The 14,734-nt window shown below is 64.7% G+C and carries 19 protein-coding genes; 15 read left to right on the top strand and 4 right to left on the bottom strand.

The annotated features are described in order from the left end of the window. The first annotated feature begins 33 nt into the window (after positions 1 to 33). Both QA639_RS23055 and QA639_RS23050 read left to right on the top strand, forming a co-directional pair. The gene (locus QA639_RS23055) at positions 34 to 228 is read left to right on the top strand and encodes a hypothetical protein (RefSeq protein WP_028331970.1); all 195 of its coding nucleotides are present in this window, start codon (positions 34 to 36) and stop codon (positions 226 to 228) included. 148 nt (positions 229 to 376) lie between these two features. Beyond that, positions 377 to 649: a hypothetical protein gene (locus QA639_RS23050; RefSeq protein ID WP_283087480.1), complete on the top strand. Its 273-nt coding sequence runs from the start codon at positions 377 to 379 to the stop codon at positions 647 to 649. Between the two features lie 417 nt (positions 650 to 1,066). Here QA639_RS23050 and QA639_RS23045 read toward each other — a convergent pair whose 3' ends face one another. Together QA639_RS23045 and QA639_RS23040 are read right to left on the bottom strand one after the other, a co-directional pair. Beyond that, entirely contained in the window at positions 1,067 to 1,246 is a 180-nt protein-coding gene (locus tag QA639_RS23045) for a hypothetical protein (protein ID WP_244482219.1), read from the bottom strand. Between the two features lie 119 nt (positions 1,247 to 1,365). Continuing rightward, complete coding sequence (locus QA639_RS23040) at positions 1,366 to 1,791, bottom strand: response regulator (protein WP_028352427.1); 426 nt, start codon at positions 1,789 to 1,791, stop codon at positions 1,366 to 1,368. A gap of 97 nt (positions 1,792 to 1,888) precedes the next feature. Here QA639_RS23040 and QA639_RS23035 point away from each other — a divergent pair, with 97 nt between their 5' ends. The 13 genes from QA639_RS23035 to QA639_RS22975 all read left to right on the top strand — a co-directional run bounded on the left by QA639_RS23035 (position 1,889) and on the right by QA639_RS22975 (position 12,701). After that, positions 1,889 to 2,899: a chemotaxis protein CheB gene (locus tag QA639_RS23035; protein ID WP_050385370.1), complete on the top strand. Its 1,011-nt coding sequence runs from the start codon at positions 1,889 to 1,891 to the stop codon at positions 2,897 to 2,899. Continuing rightward, positions 2,899 to 3,168, top strand: a complete 270-nt coding sequence (locus tag QA639_RS23030; RefSeq protein ID WP_028331974.1) for a hypothetical protein — start codon at positions 2,899 to 2,901, stop codon at positions 3,166 to 3,168. Before QA639_RS23035 ends, QA639_RS23030 begins: the two co-directional genes overlap by 1 nt. Positions 3,169 to 3,532: 364 nt before the next feature. Further along, the gene (locus QA639_RS23025; RefSeq protein ID WP_157348598.1) at positions 3,533 to 6,703 is read left to right on the top strand and encodes a CheR family methyltransferase; all 3,171 of its coding nucleotides are present in this window, start codon (positions 3,533 to 3,535) and stop codon (positions 6,701 to 6,703) included. Further along, positions 6,704 to 7,450, top strand: coding sequence for a Crp/Fnr family transcriptional regulator (locus QA639_RS23020; protein WP_283087479.1), 747 nt, complete (start codon positions 6,704 to 6,706; stop codon positions 7,448 to 7,450). 303 nt (positions 7,451 to 7,753) lie between these two features. Beyond that, the gene (locus QA639_RS23015) at positions 7,754 to 7,954 is read left to right on the top strand and encodes a hypothetical protein (protein WP_028331978.1); all 201 of its coding nucleotides are present in this window, start codon (positions 7,754 to 7,756) and stop codon (positions 7,952 to 7,954) included. Between the two features lie 361 nt (positions 7,955 to 8,315). Next, a complete protein-coding gene (locus tag QA639_RS23010; protein ID WP_283087478.1) occupies positions 8,316 to 8,570 on the top strand; it encodes a hypothetical protein in 255 nt (84 codons plus the stop codon). A 266-nt stretch (positions 8,571 to 8,836) separates the two neighbouring features. Further along, positions 8,837 to 9,685 carry a hypothetical protein gene (locus tag QA639_RS23005; protein ID WP_283087477.1) on the top strand — a complete coding sequence of 283 codons (849 nt, stop codon included), beginning with the start codon at positions 8,837 to 8,839 and terminating at the stop codon, positions 9,683 to 9,685. 33 nt (positions 9,686 to 9,718) lie between these two features. Then, on the top strand, positions 9,719 to 9,940 hold the full coding sequence (locus tag QA639_RS23000; protein ID WP_028331981.1) for a hypothetical protein: 222 nt from the start codon (positions 9,719 to 9,721) through the stop codon (positions 9,938 to 9,940). 4 nt (positions 9,941 to 9,944) lie between these two features. Beyond that, complete coding sequence (locus QA639_RS22995) at positions 9,945 to 10,388, top strand: hypothetical protein (RefSeq protein ID WP_321177270.1); 444 nt, start codon at positions 9,945 to 9,947, stop codon at positions 10,386 to 10,388. Between the two features lie 107 nt (positions 10,389 to 10,495). Further along, positions 10,496 to 10,999, top strand: a complete 504-nt coding sequence (locus tag QA639_RS22990) for a hypothetical protein (RefSeq protein WP_283087476.1) — start codon at positions 10,496 to 10,498, stop codon at positions 10,997 to 10,999. A gap of 2 nt (positions 11,000 to 11,001) precedes the next feature. Beyond that, positions 11,002 to 12,084, top strand: a complete 1,083-nt coding sequence (locus tag QA639_RS22985) for a YihY/virulence factor BrkB family protein (protein WP_283087475.1) — start codon at positions 11,002 to 11,004, stop codon at positions 12,082 to 12,084. Between the two features lie 53 nt (positions 12,085 to 12,137). Next, positions 12,138 to 12,362: a hypothetical protein gene (locus QA639_RS22980; protein WP_283087474.1), complete on the top strand. Its 225-nt coding sequence runs from the start codon at positions 12,138 to 12,140 to the stop codon at positions 12,360 to 12,362. A gap of 9 nt (positions 12,363 to 12,371) precedes the next feature. Then, entirely contained in the window at positions 12,372 to 12,701 is a 330-nt protein-coding gene (locus QA639_RS22975) for a four-helix bundle copper-binding protein (protein ID WP_283087473.1), read from the top strand. A gap of 192 nt (positions 12,702 to 12,893) precedes the next feature. Here QA639_RS22975 and QA639_RS22970 read toward each other — a convergent pair whose 3' ends face one another. Together QA639_RS22970 and QA639_RS22965 are read right to left on the bottom strand one after the other, a co-directional pair. Further along, positions 12,894 to 13,325, bottom strand: coding sequence for a CBS domain-containing protein (locus QA639_RS22970; RefSeq protein WP_283087472.1), 432 nt, complete (start codon positions 13,323 to 13,325; stop codon positions 12,894 to 12,896). A 138-nt stretch (positions 13,326 to 13,463) separates the two neighbouring features. Beyond that, the gene (locus QA639_RS22965; RefSeq protein ID WP_283087471.1) at positions 13,464 to 14,711 is read right to left on the bottom strand and encodes a DUF763 domain-containing protein; all 1,248 of its coding nucleotides are present in this window, start codon (positions 14,709 to 14,711) and stop codon (positions 13,464 to 13,466) included. Between the last annotated feature and the right edge of the window lie 23 nt (positions 14,712 to 14,734).

Raw genomic sequence — 14,734 nt, 5'->3', positions numbered from 1 at the left:
GTGCTCCCGCCTGCATAACCAGGGAGCGCGCCCATGCCCAACGAGCGGCACATCTATCGCCTTTCCAATTCCCACGATCCGGATCTGGACGATGCCCGGCGGACGAGCCGGGTCGTCGGCCACGCACGCAAACTCCTCGCCGAAAGTCCCGCCAGCACGTTTCTGGGCCGTAAAACGCAGGAACCCTTTCCGCAAGAGGAAAGCCAGTACGGGAACCTGAAATCCTAACTTGCGTTGCTTTCGCAACCTTGCGGAGGCGGAACCATGCGGGATGGCAATTACGGGGACCAGCTCGCCAACTATCAGGCTATGGAGCCCGCATCGATGCGAGCGCCGAACGTGCGCTCGAACAATTTTCGAAGTCTCATGGACTGATATGTTTGTCGCACCGCACCGCTTGCTGGGTAAACCTGCCCCCGACTTATCCCATGACAGGGCGGACGCAGTGATCGAGTGGCATGTTTCGCCGATGATCGATCCCCTGTTCGCCCGCGCTCAGCTTGCCATCGAAGAAAGTCACACTTTGCGCGCACAAAAGAAATCGCTCGCCGATCAGCGAGACGATCAGCTTGCCGAGTTGCGGCAATCGGTGCGTAATTCCGCGAGCGCGCGCATGGAGATCAAAGCTCACCGCGACAACAGCACGTAGGGCTCTCGCTGGTGGGGCCGGGCACGGGCAATGTCCCGATCGGTCGGTAGGCCGACCAAAGCGCGATGAGATTAGGTTGAATCGTCATCGCGCCTTAGCTCTTTGTTTGAGCATGATCTTTTCGGAAAACCGCTTCGCACTTTTCCGGATCATGCTTTAGCGGGCTTTGATGAAGCGTTCGAGAAGCGTAGAGAATTCGTAGCTCAGCGCCAATCGTCGCCAGGATCGCGCCAGCAATTCGTAATCCTTGCGCGTCGTTTCGACGCTGGATGTCGAGGCCTTGCGGTCGGCTTCGTCGGCCAGTTGCCGGCATTCCGCGATCCGATCTGTTGAATCGTGCAGTGTCGCTGTCCTTCCTGAAAACGATGGGAGGATGCGTCACGCCGCCGGTTCGCCGGAGATCGTTAGCCGAGACAATCAGACAATATGAGCGTCACCAGGCCTCAAGGTCCTGAGCTGCGCGACGACGAGGCGCAACTCGTCTGCCAATTGGGCGTTACGGATTCGAGTTTCCGTGACGGTCGAGAGGTCGGCGATCAGCGCGCGTTCTGCGGCCGTCTGCTCCAGCAGCTCGATACGTCTTTCGATCTCGGTCATTACGCACCCCCGTCCGATATCGTCACTGCAGTATCGTGAGGCTCTCTGCAGATCTCCGCACTAACATTTGCAAATGCTCGAGCGGATACTCGCGCCCGGAGGCGTCGTGAGACGGGTGGTCAAGCCTGCGGATCAATCTGGTTCATGGGATCGCCGTGCAGGATCATGCCGGCGAGGCCGTGCGCCATGGCGCGATGATCGAACGGCTTCTCCCACAGCGGGACGTCCGCGAACTCGGTGCTCAGCACGATCTTGTCGTATCCCGAGGTGAACACGATCGGCACGCCGCGCGCCTGCAGCTCGCGCGCAACCGGATAAATCATCTGCTTGCGGATGTTTACGTCGAGCACCGCACCATCGATCACGCCGCCGTCGTGAAGGATACGAAGCGCATCGTCGATGTCGCCGGCCGGCCCGGCGATATCGGCACCGAGCGCGCGCAGCGCGCTGCGCATGTCGTCGGCAAGGAAATATTCGTCTTCGACGATCAGGACGCGCCGTCCGGTCAAGAGTGAGCGTTCGCGCAAAGGTGCAAATTCGGACATGTCGATTCCGGCCGTATCCGGCGTGATATCGTCGCAAAATTGGAACATAGGACGAATGCTCGTCTTGTTGCAAATAATGTCGGAAAAGGCAGGTTCCATGTCCAATCGCGACATCATCGTCATCGGCGGTTCGGCTGGGGCGACGGCACCGTTGAAGCAGATTCTGGGCCGACTGCCGACGGACCTGCCGGCCGCGGTCTTCGTCGTATTGCACATACCGTCCCACGGCATCGGCATTCTCTCCACGGTCGCGAGCGCAGCCGGCAAGCTGCCGGTCCGGCAGGCCGAAAGCGGCATGGTCATCGAAAATGGTCACGTCTATCTGGCGGCACCGGACCACCATCTGCTGATCCAGGACGGCCACCTGATGCTCGGCCGCGGGCCACGCGAAAATCTGGTGCGGCCGGCGATCGACGCGCTGTTTCGCTCGGCCGCACTGCACTATGGACCGCGCGTGATCGGCGTCGTGCTCAGCGGCCTGCTGTCCGACGGCGCGGCGGGCCTGAACGCGATCAAGCGCTGCGGTGGGGTCGCGCTGGTTCAGGAGCCCCGGGACGCGATGTCCGACGAAATGCCGCTCAGGGCCTTGGAAGCGACCACGGTCGACCTCTGTATCCCGGGTGCACGGCTTGGCGATGTGCTGTCCGAACTGGCCCGGGAACGGGCCGGCGCGGTGCTGCCGATCCCGCCCGAGATCGTGCTGGAGGTGAAGATCGCGGCGGGCGAGCGCGTCGGCAGCGATACGCTGGTCGAAATTGCCGATCCAGCACCGCTGACCTGTCCAGGGTGCGGTGGCGTCCTTTCCGAGCTCAAGGTGGGGCACCCGCTGCGATTTCGCTGTCAGGTCGGTCACGCCTATACGGCCGACGCGCTTGCCAAGGAGCAGGAGGGCCGGGTCGACGAGGCGCTTCGGGTCGCGCTGCGCATCATCGAGGAGCGCGCCGAACTGGTGCACCGGATGGCCGATGACGGCCGCCAGAGCGGTCGCCCGGCGATCGCGCAAATGTATGACGCGCGCGCCGCTGAATACCGCGAATACGCCGATATGATCCGGCGAGTCATGCTACAATCACTCGATCCGAAACGACCGGCGCGGAAGGAACCGTGATGGCCAGCGCTGAGCATGCGAACTGGGCCGAACAGTTGCGGTCCGAGCGCGAGCTGCTGGTCAAGGCGGACATCGACATCGAGGAGGGCTGGAGGCGGCTGCGCAGCCAGCAGGATTTGCTGGATTGGCTGCAACGGGCCGGTCACGACACTGTGCAAGCCGAGCGGCTGGTCGGCTTGCTCAAGCAGACCTTAATCGAGTGGGAGCGGCATCGAACCTTGATCGTGCAGCGGGTCGCATATCTCGAGGAGCGGGTGACACGGCACTAGCGCCTGGGAGGAGGATCGGGCACGCGCCTCGCTGCCCTGAACTCCGCTCCAAGTTCGAACATGTGGTCAAACTGCTGGAGGACGCGCCGGCGCCAGAGGTCATTCTCGTCGATGAGGCGATGGGCTTCTGCGGTCGCCCGTTCCGCGCGCCTGATCAGGGCCGCGAGCTCTCCGGATCCATCTATGGTCGGGTCGGCTGCCATCACCTAACTATGACCCTTCCGGTTTTGGAGAGCAATCGATCCCGGAGTCGAGGTTCCCGGGAGGTTGGAGAATTCCTACCTATCCCGTTGGGATAGGACTAAACTCTGCTATCAAAAGACGCGGGCGAGACGCCAGCAGGAGAATGAGAGCCGCTGCAATCATGGATGATGTTGGCCAACCCCAGAGCGGAGACGAAGAGCGCCAGTCCAAGGCGCCGCTGATCATCGGTGTGGGCGCGTCCGCCGGCACCCTCGACAGCATCGAGCGGTTCTTCTCGAAGCTGAGGCTCAATCCGGACCAGGCTGTCGTGCTCGTGTTGCAGTACCGGGATGCCATCGAGGACACCCGGTTGCGCGAAGCGTTGCAGCGATCGGAAGGCGCCCGACTGTCCGAAATCAGCGACGGACAGCTCGTCGAGGGCGGCGTGATCCATCTGTGTCCGTCCGACATGATCACCACCGTTCATGGCGACCGTTTCGCCGTGCGGCGCGCCGAGCAGGCGCGCGCCGAGCGGGCCACCATTGACAGCTTCCTGGTGTCGCTGGCGGAGGAGCGCGCCGAGGAATCGATCGGCGTGGTGCTGGCCGGCACCGGTGGCGACGGCACGCTCGGGGTCGCGACCCTGAAGGATCATGGCGGCCTGGCGATCGCCGAACGCATCGGGGAGGGCGAATCCAACCCGCATGAGGAAGGTAATTCGGCCGCCGCGATCGCGGATTTTGTCCTGCCGCCCGAGGCCATTCCCGAGCATATCGACGTCTATGCCCGCCACCTGCGCCGGCTCGAGGAAAAACAGGGATTCGACGAGGTGCTGGCCGCGGCAGCAAGCTCGCTTGCGCGCATCGCGGATATCCTTCGCAACAAGACCGGCAACGATTTCCACGGCTACAAGCAGAATACCTTCCTGCGTCGCGTCCAGCGCCGCATGCAGGTGGTGCAGATCGACGAGATCTCCGCCTATGTCGATTTCCTGAGAAACGACAAGGACGAGGCGCAACATCTGTTCAACGACCTCCTGATCGGCGTCACGGAATTTTTCCGCGACAAGAAGGAGTTCGATGTCCTGGAAACCCAGATCATCCCGAAGATGTTCGAAGGAAAGGGCGCCGGCCAGCAGGTGCGTGTCTGGGTGCTTGGCTGCGCAACCGGCGAAGAGGCCTATTCGATCGGCATCCTGCTGCGCGAGCATATGGCCGGTCTCGACTCGGTACCGCAGGTGCAGATCTTCGCGACCGACATCGACGGGCGCGCGCTCGCCGCCGCCCGCGTCGGGCGCTATCGCACCAGCATCGAGAGCGATATGACGCCGGAACGGCTGGCGCGCTGGTTCGTCCGCGAAGGCGACACCTACTGCGTCGTCAAGGAGCTGCGCGAGATGTGCATCTTCTCGCAGCACAATGTCATCAAGGACGCGCCGTTCTCCAAGCTCGATCTGGTCTCGTGCCGCAATCTGCTGATCTACCTCAATGGCGAGCTGCAGAACCGCGTCATCCCGCTGTTCCACTTCGCGCTGTTGCCGGACCGCTTCCTGTTTCTCGGCAATTCCGAGAACGTCACACGACATCCGAAGCTGTTCGCGCCGGTCGACCGGCGCGCGCGCATCTTCAAGAGGCTCGAGACCGGAACGCGGCTGCCGCCGGAGTTTCCGATCACGACGGCGACCGGGCGGGCCGCGATCGACGTGCCGCCGGTGCGCTCCGTTGGCCACGATGTCGGCCTCGAGCGGCGCGCCCAGCGCATCGCCGAGCGCTATGCGCCGGCCTATGTGATCACCGACGACCACTTTCACATCCTGCATTTCTCCGGCCGCACCGGCCGCTATATCGAGCCGACCGCAGGCACGGCGACGCTCGATCTGCTGCAGCTCGTGCATCGCGATCTCAGGCTGGAGCTGCGCACCGCGCTCAGCCGTGCCGCGGAAATCAACGAGGCCGCCCATGCCGAGCAGGTGCAACTCGGCGTCAACGGGCATCGTGTGCTGGTCGATATCACGGTCGAGCCGATCCAGGACGGCCCTGCCGGTCATCGCAACTTCGTCGTCCTGTTCAAGGATGGCCCGATCCGGCAGGCGGAGCCCGCCGAAGGCAACCCCAACATTCTGGTCAGGACCGAGCATGTCGAGCGGCTGGAAAGCGAGCTGCGCGCCACCCGCGAGCGGCTGCAAGCTACGATCGAGGAGCTCGAGAGTACGAACGAGGAATTGAAATCCTCCAACGAGGAATATCAATCGCTCAATGAGGAACTGCAATCCGCCAACGAGGAACTGGAGACCTCGCGGGAGGAATTGCAGTCGGTCAATGAGGAGCTGACCACCGTCAACGGCGAGCTGGCGCACCGCGTGCAGGAATTGACCCGTGCCACCAGCGACCTGAAGAATTTCCTCGAGAGCACCCAGATCGCCACCGTGTTCCTGGACAACGATCTGAAGGTGATGAACTTTACGCCGGCGATCACGCAATTGCTGCATCTGGTCGAGACCGATGTCGGCCGCCCGATCGCGCATATCAAGGCGCGCATCCCGATCGAGGAGCTCTACGACGATGTGCGGCGCGTGCTGCGGACGCTGGCCAGCGCCGAGCGCGAGTTGACCGCGCCCGACAGCGGCACGCGCTATATCGTGCGCATCCTGCCGTACCGCAGCATCGACAATTTCATCGCCGGCGTCGTGATCACCTTCATCGACGTCACCGCGATCACGCGGGCGGAGGAACGGCAGCGGCTGCTGCTCGCCGAGCTGCAGCATCGCGTCCGCAACACGCTGGGCGTGGTCCGCTCGATCGCGCGCCGCTCGGCCGAGACCAGCGCGAGCGTCGAGGACTATGCGTCGCATCTGGATGGACGCCTCAACGCCTTTGCGCGGACCCAGTCGCTGGTGACCCGCGATCCGGAGGGCGGCGTCGACCTCGAATATCTCGTGGTCGAGGAATTGCTTGCGTACAACGCGAAGGAAGACGAGCAACTGAAGGTCAAAGGTCCCAGGATCCGCCTGCAGCCCAAGGCCGCGGAGACCTTCGCGCTGGCGATCCACGAGCTCGCAACCAACGCCTTGAAATATGGCGCGCTGGGCCAGACCGCCGGGCGCATCGACGTCTCGTGGCGCATCGATGATGCGGCCGAGCCGCGACAACTGGTGTTCGACTGGCACGAACGCAGCGGACCCGCGGTCACGCCGCCGCGCCGCAGGGGATTTGGGTCCGATCTCCTGGAGCGAACGCTGGCGTTCGAGTTCAAGGGCAAGACCACGCTCGAGTTCAATCCGTCGGGACTCCGCTGCACGATCGCGATACCAATGAGCCCGCAAGCCATCCATACGCCGAGCATGGGGAGCTAGATGCATCCCCCGATCCTCGAGGGAAATCTGGCGCAGCCGGTAATCCGGCGGCTCAACGCCATGCGGCAATTGTCCGAACGCGGGATCGCGTTGCTGCAGCAGGCGATCCAGGACGGGCTGCATCGCGCCCGCCCGGGCGAAGACCTCGCCACCGAAGGCGATCCGGTCGACAGCGTCAGGATCATCCTGTCGGGCTGGCTCTGCCGCTACAAGACGCTGGCGGACGGCCGCCGTCAGATCGTCAATTTCGTCCTGCCGGGCGACAGCTGCGACGCCTGCGTCTATCTGCTGTCGGTGATGGATCATTCGATCGGCGCACTGACCCCGGTCACCTACGCCGACATCAAGCGTCCGGCGTTCGAGCAGCCGCTGGCGAGCGACCGTACGCTGGAGGAGGCGCTGTGGTGCGAAACCATGGTAAGCAGCGCGATCCAGCGGGAATGGACGGTCAACATCGGACGGCGCGTGGCGCTGGAGCGGGTCGCGCATCTGTTGTGCGAACTCTACGAGCGCCTGCTGCCGATCGGAATGATCGACGGCGATTCCTGCCTGTTCCCGGTCACGCAGATGGATCTCGCCGATGCCACCGGCCTGTCGGTGGTCCATGTCAACAGGACGCTGCAGGAGCTGCGCGCCTCCGGCCTGATCGTGCTGCGCGACCGCATGCTGACGATCAACGACCTGAAGCTGCTCAAGGACACGGCGCTGTTTTCGGCCGACTATCTGCACACCAAGCGGCGCGGCTGAGACGCGGCAAGGCGGCTCTATGCTGCTCCTCCTGAAATCGCGACGGATGCTGGTGCGGCGGGCGCGTGGGGCGCCGCAGGCATTCGCCGACGCGATCCTTGAAATGTCGCGGCGGGACTGACGCGGGTGCGCGTCATTTTGCAGAGCGCACTGACGATCTGAACATGACAGTGATTTGTCACGACGAAGACAGCGCGACGGTCGGCCGCGCAAGATTTGGATACGGCTGTTAACATACTTGAACTCCTCTCGCGCGGTCTCGCGCTACGATGCAGTTCGATCCACGAGGGCAGGGAGGCAATCATGCTCGATGGAGAGACGGCGGCAGTGCTTCGCGCGGTGCTCGACGAGGTCTGCGGAGGCGTGCCGCGCTCGGATACGACGAAGCGGACCAACGTTGCTTCCGGATTGCTGCAGGCCATTCGCGAGGGACGCTCGTCAATCGATGAGCTGCGCATCGCGGGCCAGGCCGCGCTCCGCACCGCCCCGAGCATGTGGCGCTAAGCAGTCAGATCGGGCAATCGCAGCGGCATAATTGTGCGTCGCACATTTGCAGACGTTAGTGCCGGAACCGACTGCGACGTGCATGCTCTCGCGAGCTGACGCGCCGACCGGCCGTCAGCGCAACCAGGAGAACCCCGCTACGACCCCAGCTCTCCACCCCTGAGCTGGGGTCACTTGTGTCGAACAGGTGGGAGCGGAGCCGCAGCGATCGAGCAGAGCGCGTCGAGGGCTCCTCGATCTCGTCCGCCGGTCACGTCCAGCCGCCATGATGGTGAAGGAACGTTCAGGAAAGTTCCGATCCTGTTCCTGCAACATGCGCGGACGACGGTCGTTATCACGGCGTACTAGAAAGGAGGATGCCATGACGAAGCTTACTTACACTCTTGCCGCGGTTGCGGCACTCTCGATAGCGGCACCGACCGTTGCGAGCGCGCAGGGTGTGGGCATCTATGTCGGCCGCGACCACGGCTACTACGGCGATCGATATTATGGTGGCCCGCGCGTCGACGTATACCGGCATGACCGGGGCTGGCACCACGGCTGGTACAACCATCATCGCGACTACTACCGCGACCGCGGCTTCGTGATCCGTGGTCATGACTGGGACGACGACTAACGGTGCTGGTCGCGCGTCGCGATAAGCAGATCGCGACGACCAATGAGGGCCTCGCTTCGGCGGGGCCCTTTTTATTGGCTTACTGCATCGCGTTATTGGCTTGCTGCATCGTGCCGGTTCGTCCCCGTAGGAACCTTGGCTTCTCCACCAGATTGTCAGGACGAGATGGACGGAGGAGGTTTGCATGAACCAGCTGATTTATCTGGTCGGACTGATTGTGGTCATTTTGGCGATATTGTCGTTCTTCGGGCTGCGGTAGGCGCGTCATGGATAACGAGCGAGGGCTTGCTGTGTCCGCCGCCAACAGGACCGGGCTTCGGCTGCAATGGAGCCCGGTCATTGCCGGCGCGTTGGCAGCGGCGGCGCTGTCGGTGATCCTGATCGGCTTCGGCGCGGCGGTCGGATTGGGTGTCAGTTCAAGCTCGCCGTCATGGCGCGATGCATCGGCTGCGCTCGCGTTGCTGTCGGGGCTGTATTTGATCCTGCAGGCGCTGGTGAGCTTCGGCGTCGGCGGCTACATCGCCGGCCGGGCGCAGCGCGTGATCGGCGCGACGCCATCCGACGAGATCGACAGCCGCGACGGGCTTCACGGACTGACCGCCTGGGCGCTTGCCGTCATCCTGGGTGCTACGATCGTCGCGCTGGTTGGGCTGTCGACCGCGCGCCCGGTGGTCCAGAACCGGCCATCTGCGACGGCCGCGGAGCCGTTGCTGAGCGCCGAGCTCGACCGCCTGTACCGGTCGCAGCGGCGTCCGGCCAATATCGATATCGGCTATGAGCGGGCGGAGGCGGGCCGCATCCTGCTGACGAGCTCCGGCCGCAGCGGCGTCAGCGCCGACGATCGCAGCTATCTGATCCAGCAGGTCGCGGCCGCGACCGGTCTGCCTGCGGCGGAGGCGGAGAAGCGCGTCGACAGCGTGATGGGCGATGCCAGGACCGCCATCCAGCGGTCGCGGCGCAGCGCGGTGATTTTGGCGTTCTCGGTTGCGGCGGCGCTGCTGTTCGGTGCGGTCGCCGCGTGGGCCTCGGCCGGCGCGGGCGGCCGTCACCGCGACGGCGCCGCGCTGCCGGAGTGGATGGGCGGCAGGCCGACGACGGCCGTGCCGATTGTCTGATGCAGGTGTGAATGTCCTTCAAGGGAGACGATGATGGCAACGATCTTGGTGATGGATCACTCCGGCGACACGAGGCAGCAGTTCGATCCCGACAACAGTGAGCAGCTGGCCTGGGCGAATGCTCGCTTCACCCAGCTCACGTCGGATGGCTACATCGCCGCAATCCGGCAAGCGACCGGAGAGGCGAAGTTGGTCCGCGCGCTCGATCCGACCGCCGAGGAAACCCTGTTCTATCCGAGGCTGGTCGGCGGCTGACGCCATGCTCGCCCGTCTGCGCGAGATGTCCCTGCGGTCCGTGCTCCGGCGCGCCGCCAGCACGCTGGGTGCGACGCTGGCCGCGATCTGGGATCGCTGGAAGGCGTATGAACGAATCGAGGCGCGCGGACTTGCGCTGCTGTCCGCGTGGCTGTCACCCGAGCAGCGGGCGCAGTTCGAAAAGTATAAGCGCTTCGACGTTATCGGCTCGGAGTCCGGCAAGCGATACCGGATTTGCTACGGCACCTCGACCAACGTCTATGAGATGGACGGCGGCGGCCGCATCGTGCTGGGCTGGTGCTTCCGGCCCGTCGGCTCGCTGGCGGCGGGCGACGTGATGCTTGCCCAGAAGATCGCGCTCGAAACCGACGAACGCGCGACGCTCTTGGTCGCGAAGCCATTCCCGAGCTCCATGCCACCACGCGCAAATCTCCCTCCGGTCAGTTAGCACTCGGTCCGCGCTGTCCCGCAGGGCGCGAACTGTCGCGCGTTGCCGGGGAGGAACGTCGATCTTCCTGCCGGGTTGTCGGGTGCCAACTTGCTACGGACCTCGTCATGCGCGTCAACACCTGGCCGTCTTCGCTGAGCCTGATCTTCCGCTCCTACCTTGCGGATTTGCGGCAATGGCTGGGGCGCCTGGTGACCGGCTACGCACTTGCATGCAGCTTCATGCTGGCAGGTGCGGTCTCGCTTCTGATCGCGATCGGGATCGGGGTTGGCGCGGCTTTCCACGCCCTTGAAGTGCACTACGGCATCTGGATCGCATATGCCGCGATCGGGGGCGTCTTTGTCCTCCTCGGGATCGTGGGGTTGATCATGGGCCGCGTGCTGCTCGCGCGTCCTGCGCCGGCCGTGCCGCGCCCCGGCCGACAGGCCGACATGCTCAAGCGCGCGATCGCAGTGCCCGTCGCCGCGCGGCTGATCGGCACCACCCGGACGGGAGCAGGGGCGAGCGTAGATCCCACCACCCGCGCGCTGGCCGCCGGGGCTGCAATCATGCTTGTCGGCTGGTTTGCTGCATCGCGCGCCCGGCGTCAGCGCGACGCGATCCAGGACTAGCGATGGCGCCGCGCAATTGGACGAACGACCTGATGCTCGCCGGTGCAACGGCTCTGGCGACCCTGGCGATCTCTCGCCAGATGTCCCGATCGGAGCGGCGGTCCGCTCGGGAGCAGGGCGTCGAACCCGTGCTGGCCGAAACCCGGGATCGTGGACGGCTCGCTGACACGCCGCTCGAGATTCCGGCTGCCGGCTGGAAGGACATTCTGCTGCGGACCTATCAGCAGATCGACGAGGACCGCCTGCTGGCCACCGCGGCCGGCGTCGTGTTCTACGGCTTGCTCGCGATCTTCCCGGCGATCACCGCGCTGGTCTCGAGCTACGGCCTGTTCGCCGATCCGTCCACGATCTCATCGAACCTGCAGAGCCTGGCTCTGATGCTGCCGGAAGGCTCGTTTGCGATCGTCCAGGACCAGATCGCCCGCGTGCTCGCGAAGGGGACCTCGACGCTCGGCCTGACCTTTGCCGCCGGCCTGCTGATCGCGATCTGGAGCGCCAATGCCGGCATGAAGGCGATCTTCGATGCGCTCAACGTCGTCTATGACGAGAAGGAAAAGCGTAGCTTCGTCAAACTCAATCTGATGTCCCTCTCGTTCACGATCGCCGGGCTGATTTCCATCATGTTGATGGTCGGAGCGGTGGTCGTCGTCCCGCTTTTGCTGCAGCAGGTCGGACTGGGCACGACGGCCGAGCTCGTCGTCCGGTTCGGACGGTGGCCGATCCTGGTGCTCCTGCTCCTCACCGCGCTCGCGGTGCTGTACCGCTATGGCCCGAGCCGAACCAGGCCGCGCTGGCAGTGGCTCAGCGTCGGCGCCGTTGCGGCGGCCGTGCTGTGGCTGGCCGGTTCGGTGCTGCTCTCCTGGTATCTGGCGAACTTCGGCGATTACAACGCGACCTATGGCTCGCTGGGGGCGGCCATCGGTCTGATGACGTGGATGTGGATGTCCGCCATCATCGTGCTGTGCGGGGCAGAGCTGAATTCAGAGATCGAGCATCAGACCATGCTCGATTCGACCGAGGGCCACCGCAAGCCGCTCGGAGCGCGTGGCGCAACCATGGCCGACACGGTCGGCAGGGCGTCGTAGCCGGCGCAGACCCCGCAGCAGCGCATCCGGCAATGAGCATAGGAACCAACGGCATGACCCGGGCTTATGCAAAAATGGTTGAGATCAACGTGCTGGAAAAACCGATCGAGCGGATCAAGCAAACCTGCGAGCTGATGGGCATCACGGACAGGTTCGACCGCGCGCTTCCCGAGCTCGAGACCTTCCTCGAGGCCGAGATCGCGCAGGGCGAGGTCCGCGAGTCGAAGCTGACCCTTGACGGGCTCTGCTACCTGCGCCAGCTGCTGGCGCAGGCGTGAGGTATCGACATGGCATTTTCTGAGGAAATGAATCGATGCGTCGAGACCTGTCTGTCCTGCTATAGGACCTGCCTCGGCACGGCCATGAACCATTGTCTCGTCACCGGCGGCAAGCATGTCGAGCCGGCGCATTTCCGATTGATGATGGCTTGTGCGGAAATGTGCCGGACGGCGGCCCATTTCATGCTGATCAACACCCCGCACCACAGGCACACCTGCCGGGAATGCGCGGAGATCTGCGGTGAATGCGCCGAGGATTGCGAGCGCGTCGGCGGCATGGACGAATGCGTGGCGATGTGCCGTGCGTGTGCGGAATCCTGCCGCAAAATGGCGGCCTGACGGCGCGGGCTCCCCGTTCGGTCAATCGGAGCTGACGTAGTGGGCGCGCCAGAGCAGCGCCGTGACGATCAGGGCGATGACCCCGGCGGCAATCACGATCCACGGTATATAGTCGGCCATTGGCGCACCTGACGCTCCGCTTCGCGAGCTGGGCTTTTGCGAGCCTGGGCCACGAAGCGGAGCCGTGTAAGTCTAGAGTTGCGCGTGTTGGGTGGTCGGGCGTGAGATCTGGCTGAGCGCCATGCCCGTACCATCGCTGGCCTGGATCAGGGCGATATCCCCGAGGGCGATGATTCCGACCAGGCGCTTGTCCCGGCTCAGCACCGGCAAGCGCCGAACCTGGATCGCACCCATGTTCTGCGCGATGTCCTCGAGCTCCTGATCTTCGAAGCAATACTTCACCTCGGCCGTCATGACGTCGCCGACCCGCGAGTCGGGGCCGCGACCCATTCCGATGCCACGAAGCGCGATGTCGCGGTCCGTGATCATGCCGACCAGGCGCTCGCTATCGGCAACCGGCAGCAGGCCGACACCGAGCGCTGCCATCGCTTCCGCGGCGTCGCGGAGCGTATCGTCGGGGGTGCACAGCTGGACGTCAGGTGTCATCGCGTCGCAAACCTTCATGATAGCCTCTCCATTTGGCTGGTTGCGTCAACGGCCTAACGATGCCGCCCGGAACGGCGTTCCTAACATTGTCGCCGCGGCCAGGTCGCAGGTGTCCTCCGGGAACGAAGCGTCGGCGGCCGGCCGGCCGCGGTGCTACTAGGGCTTGGTGATCCCGTTGCGCTCGGCAAGGTCGGCTTCCCAGCCGAACACCGAGCGGCCGTCGAGTGCGGGCGAATGGGCGCGCTCGTTCGCGACAAACGCCTCGAAGGAGGGGCCGGTGGCGGTTCGTTCCAACCTGCGGGCCTGATCATCGAGCCGCTTCAAGGCCTGCATCTCCTCGCCGCGGCCGAGCTTTGCCTGCTGCACGGCCGACTTCAGCACGCGGATGGTCTCGTCATAGACCTTGATCGGCACCGGGAAGGGATGACGGTCCTTGCCGCCATGGGCGAGCGAGAAGCGCGCCGGATCGCGGAAGCGGTAGGGCGTCCCGTGAACGACCTCGGCGACCATCGCGAGCGACTGCACCGTGCGGGCGCCGACGCCGGGCGTCAGCAGCAGTTCGGGAAAATCCAGCGGCCCGCGATCGACAGCCGCGGCCAAGGTGCCGTGCAGGCGGCGGACGAACACGTCGCTCGAGCGCACGTCGTGATGCGCGGGCATGATCAGGTGCAGGAGATCCGGTTGCGCGGTCACGCTCTGCGTCAGCTCGGCATATTCGCGCGTGATGCCGTCCGGCCCAAGCGCAGCGAGCAGATCGAGCTGCGCCTGGCGCGAGCGTTCGGCGCGGTGATCGGTGAGATTGACGATCTCGCCCTGCGCCGGGCCGTCGATCGCGCTGTGCGGCTCGTCGACGAAGCTGCGCAGGCCCTCGGAGTGCCAGTGATAGCGGCGGGCCTGTCGCTTGTCGCCGTTCATGCCTTGCTGGACGACAGTCCATTTGCCGTCGTCGGTGACAAAGAAACCGTGCAGGTAGAGCTCGAAGCCGTCCTGCACCGCGGCGCTGTCGACCTTGGCCACCAGCCGGCTCGCGCGGGTCAGGGCGGCACCGTCGAATCCGACGCGGTCGCCGAGGGCGGACAGTTCATCGGGCGTGCGGCGCGAATGCTTGCCGCGCCCGCCGCAGACATGGATTCCGAGCTCGCCTTGCAGCGGCGCCAGACCTCGCTTCAGCGCGCCGATGACGCTGGTGGTGATGCCGGACGAGTGCCAGTCCATACCCATCACGGCACCGAACGACTGGAACCAGAACGGATGCGACAGTCGCTGCAAAAAGGCGTCGCGGCCGTAATGGTGGACGATGGCCTGGGTGATGATGCCGCCCAGCATCGCCATGCGCGTCGCCAGCCATGGCGGCACGCGGCCACCATGGAGCGGAAGATCGGCGCTGCCGGTGCGTCGGGCCATTGGGCTCTCGGATGCTGAATCGG

The sequence above is a fragment of the Bradyrhizobium pachyrhizi genome (genome assembly GCF_029714545.1).
GTDB lineage: Bacteria > Pseudomonadota > Alphaproteobacteria > Rhizobiales > Xanthobacteraceae > Bradyrhizobium > Bradyrhizobium pachyrhizi.
The sequence above is the reverse complement of the archived record's forward strand: the minus strand, read 5'-3'. Positions and strand labels throughout refer to the sequence as shown.